The following is a 17,160-nucleotide window of genomic DNA, read 5'->3' as shown; positions in this document are numbered from 1 at the left end:
CGCTCAGTCGGCGCGGATGAGGCCCTTCATCACGATGTCGAGCATGCCCGTACCAAGAAGGTCGCGGTTCGACCATGGAAACTCAGGCTTCATGATGAGGGCCGCAGCCACGCCGTGCATGGCCATCCAGCATAGTTCCGCGCAGGTGTCCGCCGGGTAGTTGAGCTTGAGGCCGGAGGCCTCGGCTTCGGCGAGAATTGCCACGAGCCGCTGGAACACGACGGCGCCGCCAATGCCGGGACGTGTCGGATCGTCCGTCGGCATCCTGTGTCCGAGCTTGCGGATCGATTCCGGAAGGTTGGCGCCCAGAAACACCAGCTTGTATTCGTCCGGGTGCGCGAGCCCGAACTTCAGGTAGGCCTCGCCGAAGCGGCGGATGCGCTCGCGCGGCTCGCTGACGGTGGCCTCGATCTCCTTGATGCTCTCGATCAGGTACCCGAAGGTCTGATCGCAGAGCGCCAGCATCATCTGTTCCTTGTCCTGGAAATAGAGATACAGCGCGGGCGCAGATACGCCGACCCGGTCCGCGATCCTGCGGATGGTCGTGGCCTCGTAGCCCAGTTCCAGGAACAGCTCTTTGGCGGCCTGAAGGATTTCCTCGCGACGGGTATGCCCCTCGCCGCGCTTTTTCCGGCCCGCCGGCACGGCTGTCGAAAATGCGTTCACGGGTTCTCCTGCCCCCCTTGACTCTTATCTGAACGACGCTAACTTATCAACACTAACTTAACGACGTTTATCTACACTGTCCCATTGTAAACGTCCGAAGGAAGGCCCGCCATGCGTCTCCCCAACGTTCGGTTTCCCGCCAGGTTTCCCCTGAAACTGGTTGCCGTGGGAGCGGTCGGCGCAGCCCTGGCAGGCGGCGCCTTCGCTGCCTTTTCCTTCCATGCGAACGCGAGCCGACCGGCGGCCGGCAACGAACCGGTCGTCCGCCCGGCGCGGGTGGCCGAGATCACCTACAAGAAGCAGAGCCAGGCCCTGCTTCTGGCCGGCACGGTCGTTCCCCGCATCGAAAGCACCCTCGGCTTCCGGGTCTCGGGCAAGATCGTGCAGCGCTCGGTCGATGTCGGCGCCGTGGTGAAGCCCGGCGACGTGATCGCGACCCTAGATCCGGCGGACTACAAGCTCGCGGTCGACAATGCCCGCGCCGCGCTCGCGTCGGCCGAAGCCGACTATGCCCGCGCCAAAGCCGATCACGAGCGTTACCTCAACCTGCGGGGCAGCACCGCGTTCGTCCCGCAGACCCTGGACCAGCGCCAGTCGCTCGCGTCTACAGCCCTCGCCCGCGTCGACCAGGCCAGGAGCCAGCTCGCCTCGGCCGAGAACAATCTCGCCTACACCGTCCTGCGCGCCGATGCGGCCGGCGTCGTCACGGCCGTGCAGGCCGAGGTCGGGCAGGTCATGGCGCAAGGCCAGGGCGTCATCCGCCTTGCCCGCACCGAAGAACTCGAAATCCTCGTGGGGGTGCCCGAGCACCGGCTGAAGGTCGTGCGCGAAGCCAGCAACGCCAGCTTCGAACTGTGGTCCGATCCGGGACGCCGTCACGCCGCGCGCCTGCGCGAACTCTCTCCCAGCGCCGATCCGGTGACGCGTACGTACGCGGCACGCTTCAGCGTGATCGATCCGCCGGAATTCATCGGCCTCGGCATGACCGCTACGCTGGGCTTCGAGCGTCCCGACAGCACGCCCGTCGCCGAGGTGCCGCTCGCCTCCATCTTCCAACGCGGCACGCAGCCGGCCGTGTGGGTCGTCGATCGCACCACCGGCACGGTGGAGCTTCGCCCGGTGACGATCGCGCGCTGGCGCGACGACACCGCCGCCATCTCCTCCGGCGTCAAGGACGGCGAGCTGATCGCCACGGCGGGCGTACACAAGCTGGAGACCGGCCAGAAGGTGAAGCCCCTGCCGATGCAGCAGCAGGCGGCCCGCTAGCGACCTCGTTTCGAGGGGAGTTTCTTCATGACCACGCGCACCAATCTCTCGGCGCTGGCGCTGAAGTACAGCACGCTCACCGTGTTCTTCATGATCGCGCTGACGCTGGCCGGCTTCTATGCCTTCTTCAACCTGGGCCGCGCCGAGGACCCGCCCTTCACCATCAAGCAGATGGTCGTGTCGGCCGCCTGGCCTGGCGCCACTTCGCGCGAGGTCGAGCAGCAGGTAACCGAGAAGATCGAGACCAAGCTGCAGGAACTTCCCTACTTCTACAACGTCCAGAGCTATACCAAGCCCGGCGAGACGGTGATCTTCGTCTCGCTGCGGGACGACACGCCGCCCGCGAAGGTCGCGGACCTGTGGTACCAGGTGCGCAAGAAGGTCGGCGACATCAGAGGCTCGCTCCCGCAGGGCGTCGTCGGGCCCTTCTTCAACGACGAATACGGCGACACCTACAGCATGATCTGGGCCTTCGAGGCCGACGGATTCTCGCCGGCCGAGGTCAAGGAGATTGCAAAGGCGGTGCGCCAGCGCCTGCTGCGCGTGCCCGACGTCACCAAGGCCGACCTGTTCGGCCTGCAGGACGAGAAGATCTACATCGAGTTCAGCCACACACGGCTCGCCATGCTGGGCGTGCCGGTCGACCAGATCCTCGAGGTCGTGCGCCGCCAGAACGCAATCGTGGCGAGCGGTACGGTCGAGACCAAGGGCGAGCGCGTGGCGATCCGTGTCGACGGCGCACCGACGTCGGCGGAGCAGCTCCTGGCGCTTCCCTTCACCGCCAACGGCCAGACGCTGACCCTGGGCGACGTCGCCGAGATCAGGCGCGGCTACCAGGACCCGCGCCAGCTCGCCATGCGCTTCAACGGCAAGCCGGTGATTGGCCTCGGCGTCGTGATGGCGCCCGGCGGCAATGTCGAGACATTGGGCAAGGCACTCGACAAGACGATGGCCGGGGTCGAGGCCGACCTGCCGGTCGGCATCACGGTGCATCGCATCGCCAACCAGCCCGAAGTCGTGGCCAAGTCGTTCGAGGAGTTCAGCTCCTCGCTGCTGGAGGCGCTGGCGATTGTGCTGGTCGTCTCGTTCATCAGCCTCGGCCTCCGCACCGGCGTGATCGTGGCCCTGTCGGTGCCGCTGGTGCTGGCCATCACCTTCGTGGGCATGCTGCTGCTCGGCATCGACTTCCAGCGCATCTCGCTGGGCGCGCTGATCATCGCGCTGGGCCTCCTGGTCGACGACGCGATCATCGCCGTCGAGATGATGATGGTGAAACTGGAACAGGGCGCGAGCCGCCTCGAAGCCGCCACCTACGCCTACACCTCGACCGCCTTCCCCATGCTGACGGGCACGCTGGTCACCGCCGTCGGCTTTGTGCCGGTGGGTTTTGCCCGCTCCAGCGCCGGCGAATACACCAACTCGATCTTCTGGGTGGTCGGCCTGTCGCTGATCATCTCGTGGTTCGTTGCAGTGCTGTTCACGCCGTGGATGGGATACCACCTGCTGCCGACCCCGAAGGTCCAGCATCACGATCCCTACAACGGCCGTCTCTACACGCTCTTTCGCAAAATGGTCACGTGGTGCGTCACCTGGCGCAAGACGACCATCGCCATCACGGCGCTGGCCTTCGTGGGCTCGATGGCGGCGTTCGGCCTGGTATCCAAGCAGTTCTTCCCGACCGCCAACCGGCCGGAACTGATCGTCGACATGAAGCTGGCTCAGGGCGCCTCCTGGAGTGCGACCGACGCGGAGGTCGCCAAGCTCGAGAAGTGGCTCGCCAACAACGCCGACGTCGCCTCCTACACCGCCTATGTCGGCGCGGGCAGCCCCCGCTTCTATCTGCCGACGGTGCCGGAACTGGCGAATGCCAACTTCGGCCAGATCATCGTCATGACGAAGGATCTGGTGGCCCGCGAGCGCGTCGTCGCCGAGCTGGATCGTCTCTTCAAGCAGGACTTCGAGGCCGTGCGGGCCCGTGTGCAGCGCCTGCAGAACGGCCCGCCGGTCAGCTATCCCGTGATGTTCCGTGTGCTGGGCGACGACCCACAGCAAGTCCGCCGGGTGGCCGAGCAGGTGCGGCAGGTGTTCAAGGCCGATCCCGACACGCGCGACATCAACTTCGACTGGAACGAACTGGCGAAGACCGTCCGCCTCGAGGTCGACCAGGCCAAGGCGCGCGCGCTGGGCGTCGATTCGCAAGCGCTGGGCAACACGCTCCAGACGCTCCTCACCGGCATCAACGTCACGCAATATCGCGAGCGCACCGAATCGATCGACGTGGTCGCCCGGGCCGTGGCGCCGGAACGGCTGAGCGTCGAGGGTCTGGAGGCGATCAACCTCCGGACATCCACAGGCGGCGTGGTCTCGCTGGCCCAGCTCGCGACGCTGAAGTTCGAGCTGGAGGAGCCGATCCTGTGGCGCCGCAACAAGGACCTGCTGATGACCGTCCGTGCCGGCGTGGCCGACGGCGTCCAGGGCCCCGACGTCGCCGCGCGGCTCGACAAGGCGCTGGCGCCGGTGCGCGCCACCCTGCCGCCCGGCTACCGCATCGAGGTCGGTGGCGACCAGGAGGAATCGGCCAAGAGCCAGGCGTCCATCTTCAAGATGATGCCGCTGATGGTCTTCCTGATGGTGCTGTTCCTGATGCTGCAGCTCCAGAGCTTCTCCAAGCTGGCGCTGGTGCTGCTTACCGCCCCGCTCGGCCTGATCGGCGTGTCGCTGTTCCTGCTGCTGTTCAACCAGCCGTTCGGCTTCGTCTCCCTGCTGGGCGTGATCGCGCTGGCCGGCATGATCATGCGCAATTCCGTGATCCTCGTGGACCAGATCGAACAGGACATCGCGGCGGGCCATGCCAAGTGGGATGCCGTGATCGACGCCACCGTGCGCCGCGCCCGCCCGATCCTGCTGACCGCCGGCACCGCGATCTTCGCCATGATCCCGCTGTCGCGCAGTGTCTTCTGGGGACCGATGGCCGTCGCCCTGATGGGTGGCCTGCTGGTCGCGACCGCCCTCACCCTGCTGTTCCTGCCGGCGCTCTACGCCGCCTGGTTCCGGGTGAAGAAGCCGGACGCCACGACGCAGGCGGCGCCGTCGCACCACATCCCGCCCCCGCTCGCCATCGCGGCGGAGTAGTTGCTCCGTCATCTCGACCGGAGCGCGCAGCGCGGAGTGGAGAGCTCTTCTCTCCACGAATAGCCGGCTCTTGGTGGAGCGAAGGTCTCTCCGCTCCGCACCTTCGCTGCTCCGGTCGAGACGACGGCTATGTCTTAGGAAATACGCCCTTCGGCGGTGTGAATGTCGGTCGTGCGTGCAGCACTGGTCGCGACGATGATCTCGATGCCGCGCGCGATGTCGTCCACGGCCATCGAGGGGGCACCGCCCAGCCGTGCCGCCTGTTCCGGCACATAGGGAATGTGCAGGAAGCCCCCGCGCATCCTCCTCGGATGGGTCTCGATGATGTCCATCAGGGCATACAGGATGTGGTTGCAGACGAAGGTGCCGGCGGTGTTCGAGACAACGGCGGGGAGGCCTGCCTTGCGCATCTCCGCGACGCAGGCCTTGATCGGCAGGTTCGAGAAGTAGGCCGCCGGGCCGTCGGCGCGCACCGGCACGTCGATCGGCTGCTTGCGGTCGTTGTCGGGAATGCGCGCGTCCTGGACATTGATCCCGACCCGCTCGAGGCAGAGTTCGGGGCGACCACCGGCCTGGCCGACGCACAGCACGATGTCGGGCTTTGCCTTGTCGATCGCCTCCCGCAGGACGCCCGCGGATCTGGCATAGGAGGTCGGGAGAACCGCCGTCGCCACGGCCACTTTGCCGATCTTCTTGCTCAGCCGGCTCACCGCCAGCGAAGAGGGATTGACCTTGTCGCCGCCGAACGGATCGAAGCCGGTTACCAGAGCCTTCATGTCCTACCCGCCTCAAACGAAAGGGCGCCCGGTTAGGGGCGCCCCGACGTTAGTCCTTCGGTTGCCGAACGGCTACTTGTTGGCCTTGTCGACCGCGCGGCGGGCCATTACGCCCACCAGATGCGCGCGGTACTCGGCGCTGCCGTGGATGTCGCTGTTGAGATCGGTCGCCGGGACCTTGATGTCCTTGATGGCGTCCGACGAGAAGTTCTTGGACAGCGCCTCTTCCATCGCCTTGACGCGGAAGACGCTGGGGCCGGCGCCGGTCACGGCGACGCGCACGCCTGAGGCGGTCTTGGCCACGAACACGCCGACCATCGCATAGCGCGAGGCCGGGTTCGGGAACTTCATGTAGGCCGCCTTCTCGGGCTTCGGGAAGCTGATCGAGGTGATGATCTCGCCCTCGCCCAGCGCCGTCTCGAACAGGCCCTTGAAGAAGCCGTCGGCGGCATGCTTGCCGGTGTTGGTCGTCACCGTGGCGTTAAGCGCCACGACCGCGGCCGGATAGTCCGCCGCCGGATCGGCGTTGGCGACCGAGCCGCCGATCGTGCCGCGGTTGCGCACCTGCGGATCGCCGATATGGCCCGCGAGGTCGGCCAGCGCCGGGATGTGCGCCTTGACGTCGGCCGAGGTGGCGACGTCGCCATGCTTGGTCATCGCGCCGATGACGACGTTGCCGCCTTCGACCTTGATGCCGGCCAGTTCCTTCACGCCGCCGAGATCGACGACGTCGCTCGGCTTCGCGAGCCGCTGCTTGAGGGTCGGGATCAGCGTCATGCCGCCCGACATCGGACGGGCTTCTTCCTTGCCCTTCAGCAGGGCGACCGCGTCGGCGACCGACTTGGGGCGGTGGTAGGCGAAATCGTACATCTGGACTTTCCTCCGTTTACTCGGCCGCCGCGCGTTGGGCGCCCTGGATCGACTGCCACACGTTGAGCGGCGTGGCGGGCATCTCGACATGCTTGACGCCGATCGGCGCCAGCGCGTTGTGGACCGCATTCATCACGGCCGCGGGTGCCGCAATGGCCCCCGCCTCGCCGCATCCCTTCACGCCCAGCGGATTGTGCGGGCACGGGGTGACCTTGTAGCCGAGCTTGAACGACGGGAAGTTGTCGGCGCGCGGCATGGTGTAGTCCATGAACGAGCCGCTCAGCAGCTGTCCGGTGTTCTTGTCGTACACGGCACCCTCGAACAGCGCCTGGCCGACACCCTGGACGATGCCGCCATGGACCTGCCCCTCGACGATCATCGGGTTGATGATGTTGCCGAAATCGTCGACCGCGGTATGGGCGATGACCTCGACGATGCCGGTCTCCGGGTCGATCTCGACCTCGCAGATCTGGGTGCCGGCAGGATAGACGAAGTTTGCCGGATCGTAGAAGGCGTTCTCGTCCATGCCCGGCTCGATCTCGGCCAGCGGATAGTTGTGCGGCACGTAGGCGGCGAAGACCGCCTGCGCCAGCGGCACGGCCTTGTCCGTGCCGGCCACCTTGAAGGTGCCGTTCTCGAACACGACGTCGGCCACGTCGGCTTCCATCAGATGGGCCGCGATCTTCTTGCCCTTGGCGATGATCTTGTCGGTCGCCTTCATGATGGCCGAGCCGCCGACCGCCAGCGAGCGGCTGCCGTAGGTGCCCATGCCAAAGGTCGTCGTCGACGTGTCGCCATGGACGACCTCGATCTGGTCCATCGGCACGCCAAGACGATCGTGGACGAGCTGGGCGAAGGTGGTCTCGTGGCCCTGCCCGTGGCTGTGCGAGCCGGTGATGACCTGCACGTTGCCCGTCGGGTTGAACTTGATCTGCGCCGATTCCCACTGGCCGACGCCGCCGCCCAGCTGGCCGATCACCTGAGAGGGCGCGAGGCCGCAGGCCTCGATGTAGGACGAAAAGCCGATCCCGCGCAGCTTGCCGCGCGACTTGGCCTCGGCCCGACGGGCCTCGAAGCCCGCGTAGTCGGCGATCCTCATCGCCTCGTCGATGATCGGCGGGTAGTTGCCCGAATCGTACTGCAGCGCCACCGGCGTCTGGTACGGGAAGGCCTCCGCCGGGATGAAGTTCTTCCGGCGCAACTCGGCGGGGTCCATCTTCAGCTCGGCCGCGGCCTTGCTGACGATCGTCTCGATGACGAAGGTCGCCTCGGGACGGCCGGCACCGCGATAGGCATCGACCGGTGCGGTGTGCGTCACGGCGGCCTTGACGTTCGCGTAGATGAGCGGCGTCGTGTACTGGCCGGCCAGCAGCGTCGCGTAGAGGTAGGTCGGCACCGCCGTCGAGAAGGTCGAGAGATAGGCGCCCATGTTGGCGATCGTCTCGACCTTGAGGGCCAGGAACTTGCCGTCTTTGTCGAGCGCCAGCTCGGCATGGGTGACGTGGTCGCGGCCGTGACAATCGGTCTGGAAGGACTCAGTGCGCTCGGCCGTCCACTTGATCGGCCGGCCGACCCGCGAGGCCGCCCAGCAGACCATGGTCTCGTCGGCGTAGCAGAAGATCTTGCTGCCGAAGCCACCGCCCACGTCCGGGGCGATGACGCGCAGCTTGTGCTCGGGGATGCCCAGCACGAAGGCCGACAGGATCAGGCGCAGGACGTGCGGGTTCTGCGAGGTCGACCAGAGCGTGTAGTTGCCAGTGCCCTTGTCGTACTCCGCCGCAGCCGCGCGCGGCTCCATCGCGTTCGGGATCAGGCGGTTGTTGACGATGTCCATTTTGGTGACGTGCGCCGCCTTGGCGAACGCCGCATCGACATCGGCCTTCACGCCGATTTCCCAGTCGTAGATCAGGTTGCCCGGGGCCTCGGCATGCACCTGCGGGGCGCCCTTGTCGAAGGCCTTGGCCAGATCGACGATGGCCGGCAGGACTTCGTAGTCCACCCTGATGGCTTCGGCCGCGTCTTTCGCCTCGTCGTAGCTGTTGGCCACGACCATTGCGACGGTGTCGCCGACATAGCGGACCGTATCGACCGCCATCACCGGATGCGGCGGCGACTTGTGCGGCTCGCCGTTCTTATCCTTGACCACCCAGCCGCAGATCAGGCCGCCCACCTTGGCATCGACAAGATCCTTGCCGGTGAAGATGTTGACGACGCCTGGACTCTTCTCCGCCGCGGAGATGTCGATGCTCTTGATCTTCGCATGGGCATGCGGCGAACGCAGGAAATACGCGTAGGTCGCCCGGGCGAGGGGCAGATCGTCGACATAGCGGCCGGTGCCGGTGAGGAAGCGCTTGTCTTCCGTCCGGACAACCCGCGCGCCGATTCCGGTGGCGGAGGTCATGGCGTTACACCCCTGCTGACTTCATGGCCGGTGCAGCGGCCAGGATTGCCTTCACGATGTTGTGGTAGCCGGTGCAGCGGCAGAGATTGCCCTCCAGCTCGCGGCGCACCGTGGCCTCGTCGAGCTGGTAGTTGTGGCGCTTCACCATGTCGATGGCGCTCATCACCATGCCGGGGGTGCAGAAGCCGCACTGCAGGGCATGATTGTCACGGAAGGCTTCCTGCATCGGGTGCAGCTTGTCGGCGCTCGGCGCGAGGCCCTCGATCGTCGTGACCTTGGCGCCCTCGGCCTGGACCGCGAGCATGGTGCAGGATTTCACCGACTGGCCGTCCACATGGACGACGCAGGCGCCGCACTGGCTGGTGTCGCACCCGACATGGGTGCCGGTCATGCCGAGATGCTCGCGCAGGAACTGGACCAACAGCGTGCGCGCCTCGACCTTGCCCGATACGGACTTGCCGTTGACGGTCATGGCGACGGAAATTGTCATCAGTCTATCTCCCCTGGCGTGTTCTTGCGGTGCGGCCGCCCGTGGCGCCGCCCGCGGAGGCATTGACCCGACTGTCGCAAGCCGCGGACCCGCCGGTCAAGGAATTTGCAATACGACGCCGGTAAACTCCGCCAAGAGGTGCCGCTTCGCGCGGCACCTCTCCTTCTCAGTTGCACCCTGCTTCAGTTCAGGGTACCGCGCCGCTGCTGGAACTCGCGACGGGCCGCCTGCATCAGGTCGAACAGCTCCGTCGACTTGCCACCCATGCTGCTGACAAGCTCCATCTGCTTCGATTCCACCAGCTTGCGGTAGGCATCGCGTTGGGCCTGATTCAGCTCGACGTAAGTGCCGCCCTTCGCCCTGAACTCCTTGACCTTTTCCGCGATCTCGTCAGCCACCATCTTCCGCTGCTGGGCGACCGGCAACACCCCGTCGCGGATGCCCTGCTGCTGGGCCGGCGTCAGCTTGTCCCACGCTGCCTTGTTCGCAACGACGAGCGAGGGATGATGCAGATGGCGGAGGTCGTAGTAAAACGGGGCCGACTCGCGGGCCGGGGTCGTCACGTAGTAGGGAAATGGCAGATCGGCCGCCACCACGAGGCTCTGCTGCAGCGCGGGGAACAGTTCGGACAGCGGCATCTGGACCCCGTTCGCGCCCATGGCGCTCCAGAACATCCGGGAGGCCGGAGTCGGCGCGACGCGGGCCTTGAGGCCCTTCAGGGATTCCGGCGTAGGGCATGCCGTCTTGCAGACCACTCCGTTCCAGCCCACCTCGCCGATACCGATCGCCACGAGCCCCTTGGCCTCAAAAAGTCGCGTCATGTATTTCCAGACGGTTCCGTCGAGCACGTAGTTGCGCTCGGCTTCGTTGGCCCACAGAAACGGAACGTTCACTAGGGCCGCCTCCGGGAACCCGGCCGGCGAAATTCCGGCGAACGAGATGCTTGCCATCTGGAGCCTTCCCCGGAGCACCTGCTGGGCCAGTTCCTGCTCACTCGCCACGAACTGCCGTTCCACTTTGACGCCGGGAACCTTGTTCCAGTTCGCAACACTCTCCTCAACGATGGTCAGCAGCGAGCTGCCCGGTTGGGCCGCCGAGCCGACTTTCCAGGTCTCCTGTTGCGCCGAAGCGGGAATCGAGAAAGCCGCAAGAGCCGCGCCCACTGTGGTACCGAGAACGATACGCCTGAAGACACCAGTCATGACATTTGCCTCCTTGTTATTTCATTCCTACGCCTGGGTATCCCTCGCTCCCCGGCGGCCACGCGCCGGAAGGCGAAGAATTTCGAGACTTTCGCTGCCGCCGAAAGCACATCCCGAGAATGACTGCCGCCTCCCATCACCTGGCCAGGGAGAGGGACAGTTCGGGAAACGCGATGACCGCGACCAGCCAGAGCAGCATCAGGATTACGAAAGGCACGACAGCCTTGCAGATCGTCCAGAAGCTTTCCTTGAATGCCGCCATTGCCACGATCAGATTGAGACCCACAGGCGGTGTCAGGTAGCCGATCTCCAGATTGGCCGTCATGATGATGCCGAAGTGGATCGGGTCGTAGCCGACCGATGTCGCAAGCGGCAGAAGCAATGGCGAGAAAACGATGATCGCCGACCCGGCATCCATCAGGCAGCCGACGACGAGCAGCAGCAGGTTGATGCCGATCATCATCGTCGCCTTGTCGGTAACGTGCGCCTTGACGAAGTTCACCCACCCCGCGGCGACGCCTTCATAGTCGAGGACCGTGTTTAGACTGGCGGCGATGGCCAGAAGCGGAAGAAGAGTGCCGAGCAAGCCGACTGTCTCTGTGAGAACCTTGCCGTAGTCCGGCAGCTTCATGTCGCGATGGATGAATGTCTCGACCAGAAGGGCATAGAGCACCGATACCGCCGCCGCCTCGGTCGGCGAAAAGTATCCGGAGTAGATGCCGCCAAGCAGGATCACCGGGAGCAGGATCGCCCAGATGCCCTGGCGAAGCGCCGTCCCGATACGCCCCGGGTTCCAGGGCTTCGTCGGCATGCGGCGGTTGACGGCGTAGGAGTATATCGCGAACACGAGCGTGAGCAGCAGGCCCGGGCCGATGCCGGCCTTGAACATCTCGGTGATCGACGCTTCGGTCATGATGCCGAACAGAATCATCGGAATCGACGGCGGGATCATGATCCCGAGCGTGCCCGCCGAAGCAATGAGCCCCAGTGAGAACGGCTTGCCGTAGCCGGCGCTGATCATTGCCGGATACATGATCGACCCGATGGCAAGCATGGTGACGATCGAAGACCCGGAAATCGCGGCGAACACCGCGCATCCCAGGACCGCGGCAACACCCATGCCTCCGGGAATGGGCGCAGTCAGCTCCATCATGACATTGATGAGCCGCTGGGCGATCGACCCGCGGGTCATGATCGCGCCGGCGACGATGAACATCGGAATCGACAGCAGGACCTCGCGATTCACGACGAACCACATGTCCTGCAGCAGGAATTCGACGCCGCTGTTCGTCGCGAAGTAGGCGTGTGTATAGGCTGCGATGACCGCGAGGATCAGCACGACCGGCTGGCGAAGCACCAGAAGGCCGATGACCATCACCAGAAAGAACAGAACCTTCGGTCCCGGCATCAAGCCGAACAGGCCAAGCAATCCGAAGACCGCGACGACAATGCCGAGGCTCCAGTAAAGCGGGCTGCGGCTTCGAATGACTGCGTCCATCACTCGTGGTCCTTCTCGACGGGGCGGATGGCAGGGAACGCGGCGTAGAGCGCGTAACGCACCGCCGACACCAGGAAGAGATAGGGGACGGCAAGCTGGATCGGCCAAACGGGGATCTCGAGCACCATGTCGGTCTCGCCCAGCTTGATCGAGCTCTCGACAAACTCGAGCGCATAGATGCCGAAGAACAGGCAAATGCCTGAAGAGACGACGTCGCCGAGCCGCGCCATCGTCGGATGCCATGCCGGAGGGAAAAGCCGGTCAACGGCCTGCACACGGAGGTGTCCGCCGGAGTGGACCACCACCGCAAAACCAAGCAATCCGGCCACTGCCGTGCAGAAGACGGCGAACTTCTGCGCTCCGAAGATGCCGTTGCCGAGAACCTCCCGCGCAACGATGTCCGAGATCAGCGCGCCCGCCACGAGCACGAAGGCAGCGCACGCAACGAAGATCTCTGCGCCGTAAACCCGTTCAAGGGTTCGGCGAGCCACACTTTCCATCCCTGCCTCGACGTTTTTTATGTCGTTCAGGGAGCAATTGGGTTCGCCATGCTTTCATTTCAATGCTGACATGAAAAAATAGTCAGCTTCAGCCCTTCCCAGATCTTTGAAAATATGAACCATATTTCCAGTATGTGCATATAGCGACACGGCGAGCGCAAATCTGCTTCCGCGAGCTCCAGCGTGGTAAACCGCCTCGTGCAAAGCCTCTACGGCGTCATGTCAGCCGGGATCGTCTGGCTGCATCGGCAGGCAGGCAGGCGCCCGGGCGGCGCAGGCGAGCCGCATCGCGCCGGATCGACACCCTCAAGGCGTCGTGGCTAGCGGCTGGCGAGAAAAACCAGAATCAGGATCGCAGCACCGACGCCAATCACCGTCCAATGCCGGAAGCCTCGCTGCGCTGCAGCAGACGGCACGGGCGGTGGCGGCTCTCCCGACGACACCATGGTCAGGCCGCCGCGACCGGCGGCGGTGCGCCAACGCTCTCGGCGAACTTGCCGAAGAACTGGTCCGCCAGCTTCTTTGCCGTCCCCGTGATGAGGCGCGCACCGACCTGGGCGATCTTGCCGCCGACCTGGGCATCCACGTCGTACTTCAGGATCGTGTCGCTGCCGTCTTCGGTCAGGGTCACCACCGCGCCACCCTTGGCGAAGCCGGCGACGCCGCCCTGCCCTTCACCAGTGATCCTGTAGCCGTTCGGGGGATCGATGTCGGAAAGCGTGACCTTGCCGCCGAACGCCGCGCTGACGGGGCCGATGCGCAGACGGACCTTGGCCGTCATCTCGGTCGGCGACAGCATCTCCAGCGATTCGCAGCCGGGAATGCAGGCCTGCAAGATGGCCTGGTCGTTCAGCGCCGCGAACACCTTCTCGCGCGACGCACCGATCCTGTATTCACCCTTGATTTCCATTTCGTAACTCCCGGCTCTCGGCGCCTACCACTTGTTGGTATAGGAGTCCGGCGGCAGTTCTGCCAGTGGTTCGCGCACCGAGATGTAGATCGTGGCGATGTAGGGCACGGCCATCAGCAGCGCCAGGAAGGCAAACCAGTTGGCCTGGGTGTTCCAGAACAGCGTGCGGATCACCCAGCGGCCGCCGTCGGCCGAGACGAACCCGCCGGCCCCGCCGTCGTGCAGCTTGATGGCGCCCTCGGTCACCACCAGCACGATGGCCCAGAAGACCAGCATGGACGCCAGCACGATCTCCGGCATCACCGGCGCGAAACGGCTGAGACGGCGGTCCATGCGCACGAAGCCGCGGCTGCCGTCGTAGCCCAGCAGGCGGCCGAACGAGAGCGCCTTGGCGATGCGATGGTCGCGCGCCACGGGCTCGGTGCGCAGGATCGTGATGGTCTTCCACAGCATCAGCACGATGCTGGGGATCACGAAGCTCCAGATCGGGAAGTCGCGGTAGCGGCCGTCGATGGCGATCTGGCGGAACCAGTCACCGATGCGGATCACCCCGTCGTACCAGTCGATGCTGATCACGATCAGGTAGAAGATGCAGAGCAGCGTCAGGGCGAGATAGAGGATCTGGGCCAGCACGTCGGCACGCTGCAGGATGCGGTAGCGCGGCAGTTCGCGCCACGCCCTCCAGGCTTCCCGAACCCGGGCGCCGTAAAGCGACGGATCGGCCATCTGTCCGGTCAGGCTGTCGGAGATGCCGCGCAGCAGCGCGTAGCTGAACAGCGCCAGGAGGATCGCCCAGAAGGCCACGCCCAGGGTGCGCTCGAAATAGAAATTGCGCGTCAGGTCGACCCACGTCGCCTCGATGTAGCAGGTCGCGACGAGCTGGGCGAAGAAGGCGAAGATGCAGATGCCCTTCCAGTGGCCCGCCTTGCGCTGTGTCGCATAGGCCAGCAGCAGAAGGGCACCGACGATCGTCGAGATGGTGAACAGGATCTGCCAGTGCGGCTCCGCCCTCACCGGCTTGCCGAGCTCGAATTTGTCGTGGCGCTGGGCATCCAGCAGGCCCCAGGCGGCACCGACCGTGCCTTCCTGCCGGGCCTTCCAGTACTGGTCGAACGCCTCGATGACGTTGTAGTCGAAGCCCTCGCGCTCGGCGGCCTGTCGGAAGATCGAGAAGTACTTCACCTGCTCGACGCGGCCGGGACGGGCGTCGGAGCGCATGCGGCCGTCGCTCGGCCAGCCGGTCTCGCCGATCACGATCTTCTTGCCCGGGAACCGCGCCTGGACCTTCTTGTAGATGTCGACGAGGTGCTTCTCGATCGCGAGCTTGCCGTCGGCTTCCCGGCGATCCACCCCGATCGGCTCGTCCTCCCAGTACGGCAGGATGTGGATGGTGATGAAATCGACCTCGTCGGCCAGCGACGGATTGCGCAGCCAGAATTCCCACACATCGGCATAGGTCACCGGCTGCGTGACCCGCTGTTTCACCTGCCGGATATAGCGGCGCAGTTCACTCGCGGTCAGGTCCTTGCGCAGCAATACCTCGTTGCCGACGATGACCCGCTCGATCGTGTCCTTGTATTTGTTGGCGTGGTCGATCAGCAGGTTGATCTGTTCGAGATTTTCCTTCTCGTTGTTGTTCAGCCAGGCGCCGTGCCAGACCTTGAGCCCGTACTTGCCGGCCCGTTGCGGGACGGCCTCCAGATTCTCGCCCGAGGAATAGGTGCGGACCGCCTTGACCTTGCCCTCGAGACGCTTGAGGTCGGAATCGATCTGCTCCGGCGTGGGAAAGGTGCGCGTCAGCGGGCTCTGGCCCGGCCTGTACGGCGCGAAGGAAACGCTCTGGAGGGGCGCGGCGGTCCAGCCGGCAATGTCCACCGGCCGGTTCGGAACCCACCACCACAGGAAATTTAGAGCCGCCACGACCGCGAAAGCCAGCAGCGCCACGAGTGCACGCATGGGAAGGCTTGTAGCAGGATCGCTGAGCGGACGTATGGCTTTTCGAGGGCTGTTGTCCCCAAAAACTAAAGGGCGCCCCGCTGCAGGCCGGCGATCGCCTGCCGCACCACCTGATGGCCGCGGAACAGCACCGCCTCCTTCCAGTCGTCGGTCTCGGGATAGAACTGGCGGCGCATGGCCTTGCGCACCGCCTCGGCTTCCTTGCCCAGCGGATCGCCGTATTTATGCAGCCAATGGTCGGCGCGGAAAGCCTTCTGGCCGCTCTCACGGTCGAAGGTGCCGTATTCCAGCGTGCACATGGTCAGCCGGGTCTGCGGCTCCTGAAGGACGCGGTTCAGCCCGTAATGCCCCAGCCCGTCGCGCGCCTGGGAGGCCGTCTGGCCCCGTTTCGACTCGGTGACCGACTCGCCCCAGAAATTGCGGACCCTCCGAGACCCGCTGGTACCGATATCGTAGTGCGTGATCGGCTCGCCGTATCCGTAGGGACCGAGGCCGGTGTGGAAGTCGACCACGGCCACGTCCTGGCGGCTCTTGAGATAGCGGTCGACGATGGCGTGCAGCGTGCGGTTCGACCAGGACGGCCCGCCACCGCCGAAGAACATGCCGTCCGCATGGCTGTACTGGCCGCCGGAGACGGCACGGAAGAACTCGACGTCGCCGACCTTGCGCCGGAAAGCCGCCAGCCTTGCATCGGCCGCCGCCCGCCCCGCCTCGCTGAAATCCGCCGGCACGAGATCGTCGGCGATCTCCAGATACCCCTCGTTCACCGGATAGGGCCTGGAATGGTCGACATAGTTGCGGTTGAGGTCGTTGCCCTCCTCCGTCACGCGCCGCGTCCAGGCGAAGCCGTAGGGGTTGATCGCGTGGACGAAGAGCGCCGCGGTGCCCTTCGGCAATCCGGAGGCGCCGACGCCCGCCAGCCAGTCGACCTGGAAGCCGGAGCCGCAATAGCCCTCGACCCCGTGCGTCGACGAGATTGTGACCATCACCTTAGACGCATCCGTCGGCCCGACCCAGGCCACGTCGGTCGACAGCGCCTCGCCCTTCGGGCCCTTGGTGGGATTGTCGTAACGGAAGGTCTCGGCATTCGCGAGCCGGGCGGCCGCCAGGAACTTGTCGCGCGCCTCGCTGTAGTCGGCGGCGAAGGAGGCAATGTTGTTCATGGTCGCCGATACCTCGTCCAAAGCTTCACACATTTCAAAAGACGCCGTCAGACTCCCCCCCTCTGTTGTTTGGGAAGGAGACAGGGCGAACACGGAACAAATTAGCCTAGTTTTTAGGCTGAAATCGATGGGCTTGAGCACGACGTTGCGGAAGGCCAGATACTTGGCATGGTCGTCTCCGTTCAACGGCCCATCACGGCGTGAAGCGCGTTCTGCTGATGCAGTTGCTAGCTGAATACTTCCCAACGTCAGATTTCTGCGAAGGCGGGCTTCTCGACCCCGGTCATGATGTCGTAGGCCTTGAGGATGGTCTCCTCCGGCGTCCGCGTG

The 17,160-nt window shown here is 65.1% G+C and carries 13 protein-coding genes; 2 read left to right on the top strand and 11 right to left on the bottom strand.

Features of this window, described 5'->3' with window-relative positions; all coding sequences use genetic code 11:
• Positions 1-3: 3 nt before the first annotated feature.
• Complete coding sequence (locus LJ725_RS00470) at positions 4-666, bottom strand: TetR/AcrR family transcriptional regulator (RefSeq protein ID WP_230548661.1); 663 nt, start codon at positions 664-666, stop codon at positions 4-6.
• Between the two features lie 111 nt (positions 667-777).
• Between LJ725_RS00470 and LJ725_RS00465 the strand changes: the two genes are divergently transcribed.
• On the top strand, positions 778-1,932 hold the full coding sequence (locus LJ725_RS00465; protein ID WP_230548660.1) for an efflux RND transporter periplasmic adaptor subunit: 1,155 nt from the start codon (positions 778-780) through the stop codon (positions 1,930-1,932).
• A 27-nt stretch (positions 1,933-1,959) separates the two neighbouring features.
• Positions 1,960-5,064 carry an efflux RND transporter permease subunit gene (locus tag LJ725_RS00460; RefSeq protein ID WP_230548659.1) on the top strand — a complete coding sequence of 1,035 codons (3,105 nt, stop codon included), beginning with the start codon at positions 1,960-1,962 and terminating at the stop codon, positions 5,062-5,064.
• 134 nt (positions 5,065-5,198) lie between these two features.
• Here LJ725_RS00460 and pcp read toward each other — a convergent pair whose 3' ends face one another.
• From pcp to LJ725_RS00410, 10 genes are all read right to left on the bottom strand, one after another.
• A complete protein-coding gene (gene pcp / locus LJ725_RS00455; protein ID WP_230548658.1) occupies positions 5,199-5,840 on the bottom strand; it encodes a pyroglutamyl-peptidase I in 642 nt (213 codons plus the stop codon).
• A 72-nt stretch (positions 5,841-5,912) separates the two neighbouring features.
• On the bottom strand, positions 5,913-6,710 hold the full coding sequence (locus tag LJ725_RS00450) for an FAD binding domain-containing protein (protein ID WP_230548657.1): 798 nt from the start codon (positions 6,708-6,710) through the stop codon (positions 5,913-5,915).
• Between the two features lie 16 nt (positions 6,711-6,726).
• The gene (locus tag LJ725_RS00445; RefSeq protein WP_230548656.1) at positions 6,727-9,111 is read right to left on the bottom strand and encodes a xanthine dehydrogenase family protein molybdopterin-binding subunit; all 2,385 of its coding nucleotides are present in this window, start codon (positions 9,109-9,111) and stop codon (positions 6,727-6,729) included.
• Between the two features lie 4 nt (positions 9,112-9,115).
• On the bottom strand, positions 9,116-9,601 hold the full coding sequence (locus LJ725_RS00440) for a (2Fe-2S)-binding protein (protein WP_230548655.1): 486 nt from the start codon (positions 9,599-9,601) through the stop codon (positions 9,116-9,118).
• Positions 9,602-9,783: 182 nt separating this feature from the next.
• Positions 9,784-10,803 (bottom strand): TRAP transporter substrate-binding protein, encoded by a 1,020-nt coding sequence (locus tag LJ725_RS00435; RefSeq protein WP_230548654.1) that lies wholly within the window; start codon positions 10,801-10,803, stop codon positions 9,784-9,786.
• 136 nt (positions 10,804-10,939) lie between these two features.
• A complete protein-coding gene (locus LJ725_RS00430) occupies positions 10,940-12,301 on the bottom strand; it encodes a TRAP transporter large permease (protein ID WP_230548653.1) in 1,362 nt (453 codons plus the stop codon).
• On the bottom strand, positions 12,301-12,792 hold the full coding sequence (locus tag LJ725_RS00425; protein ID WP_230548652.1) for a TRAP transporter small permease: 492 nt from the start codon (positions 12,790-12,792) through the stop codon (positions 12,301-12,303). The genes LJ725_RS00430 and LJ725_RS00425 overlap by 1 nt, the downstream gene beginning before the upstream one ends.
• Positions 12,793-13,249: 457 nt before the next feature.
• On the bottom strand, positions 13,250-13,711 hold the full coding sequence (locus LJ725_RS00420) for an SRPBCC family protein (protein WP_230548651.1): 462 nt from the start codon (positions 13,709-13,711) through the stop codon (positions 13,250-13,252).
• Positions 13,712-13,735: 24 nt separating this feature from the next.
• Positions 13,736-15,667, bottom strand: a complete 1,932-nt coding sequence (locus LJ725_RS00415) for a glycoside hydrolase family 17 protein (protein WP_230548650.1) — start codon at positions 15,665-15,667, stop codon at positions 13,736-13,738.
• 65 nt (positions 15,668-15,732) lie between these two features.
• Entirely contained in the window at positions 15,733-16,830 is a 1,098-nt protein-coding gene (locus LJ725_RS00410) for a M14 family metallopeptidase (protein ID WP_230548649.1), read from the bottom strand.
• Between the last annotated feature and the right edge of the window lie 330 nt (positions 16,831-17,160).

It is taken from the genome of Reyranella aquatilis (assembly GCF_020880995.1).
Classification (GTDB): Bacteria; Pseudomonadota; Alphaproteobacteria; order Reyranellales; family Reyranellaceae; genus Reyranella; species Reyranella aquatilis.
This window is presented reverse-complemented; position numbering and strand designations above follow the sequence as displayed.

Bases quoted from the DNA above. Each gene is read 5' to 3' on its own strand.
- LJ725_RS00465 (WP_230548660.1), top strand. From the start codon at position 778: ATGCGTCTCCCCAACGTTCGGTTTCCCGCCAGGTTTCCCCTGAAACTG.
- LJ725_RS00460 (WP_230548659.1), top strand. From the start codon at position 1,960: ATGACCACGCGCACCAATCTCTCGGCGCTGGCGCTGAAGTACAGCACG.
- pcp (WP_230548658.1), bottom strand. From the start codon at position 5,840: ATGAAGGCTCTGGTAACCGGCTTCGATCCGTTCGGCGGCGACAAGGTC.
- LJ725_RS00450 (WP_230548657.1), bottom strand. From the start codon at position 6,710: ATGTACGATTTCGCCTACCACCGCCCCAAGTCGGTCGCCGACGCGGTC.
- LJ725_RS00445 (WP_230548656.1), bottom strand. From the start codon at position 9,111: ATGACCTCCGCCACCGGAATCGGCGCGCGGGTTGTCCGGACGGAAGAC.
- LJ725_RS00440 (WP_230548655.1), bottom strand. From the start codon at position 9,601: ATGACAATTTCCGTCGCCATGACCGTCAACGGCAAGTCCGTATCGGGC.
- LJ725_RS00435 (WP_230548654.1), bottom strand. From the start codon at position 10,803: ATGACTGGTGTCTTCAGGCGTATCGTTCTCGGTACCACAGTGGGCGCG.
- LJ725_RS00430 (WP_230548653.1), bottom strand. From the start codon at position 12,301: ATGGACGCAGTCATTCGAAGCCGCAGCCCGCTTTACTGGAGCCTCGGC.
- LJ725_RS00420 (WP_230548651.1), bottom strand. From the start codon at position 13,711: ATGGAAATCAAGGGTGAATACAGGATCGGTGCGTCGCGCGAGAAGGTG.
- LJ725_RS00415 (WP_230548650.1), bottom strand. From the start codon at position 15,667: ATGCGTGCACTCGTGGCGCTGCTGGCTTTCGCGGTCGTGGCGGCTCTA.
- LJ725_RS00410 (WP_230548649.1), bottom strand. From the start codon at position 16,830: ATGAACAACATTGCCTCCTTCGCCGCCGACTACAGCGAGGCGCGCGAC.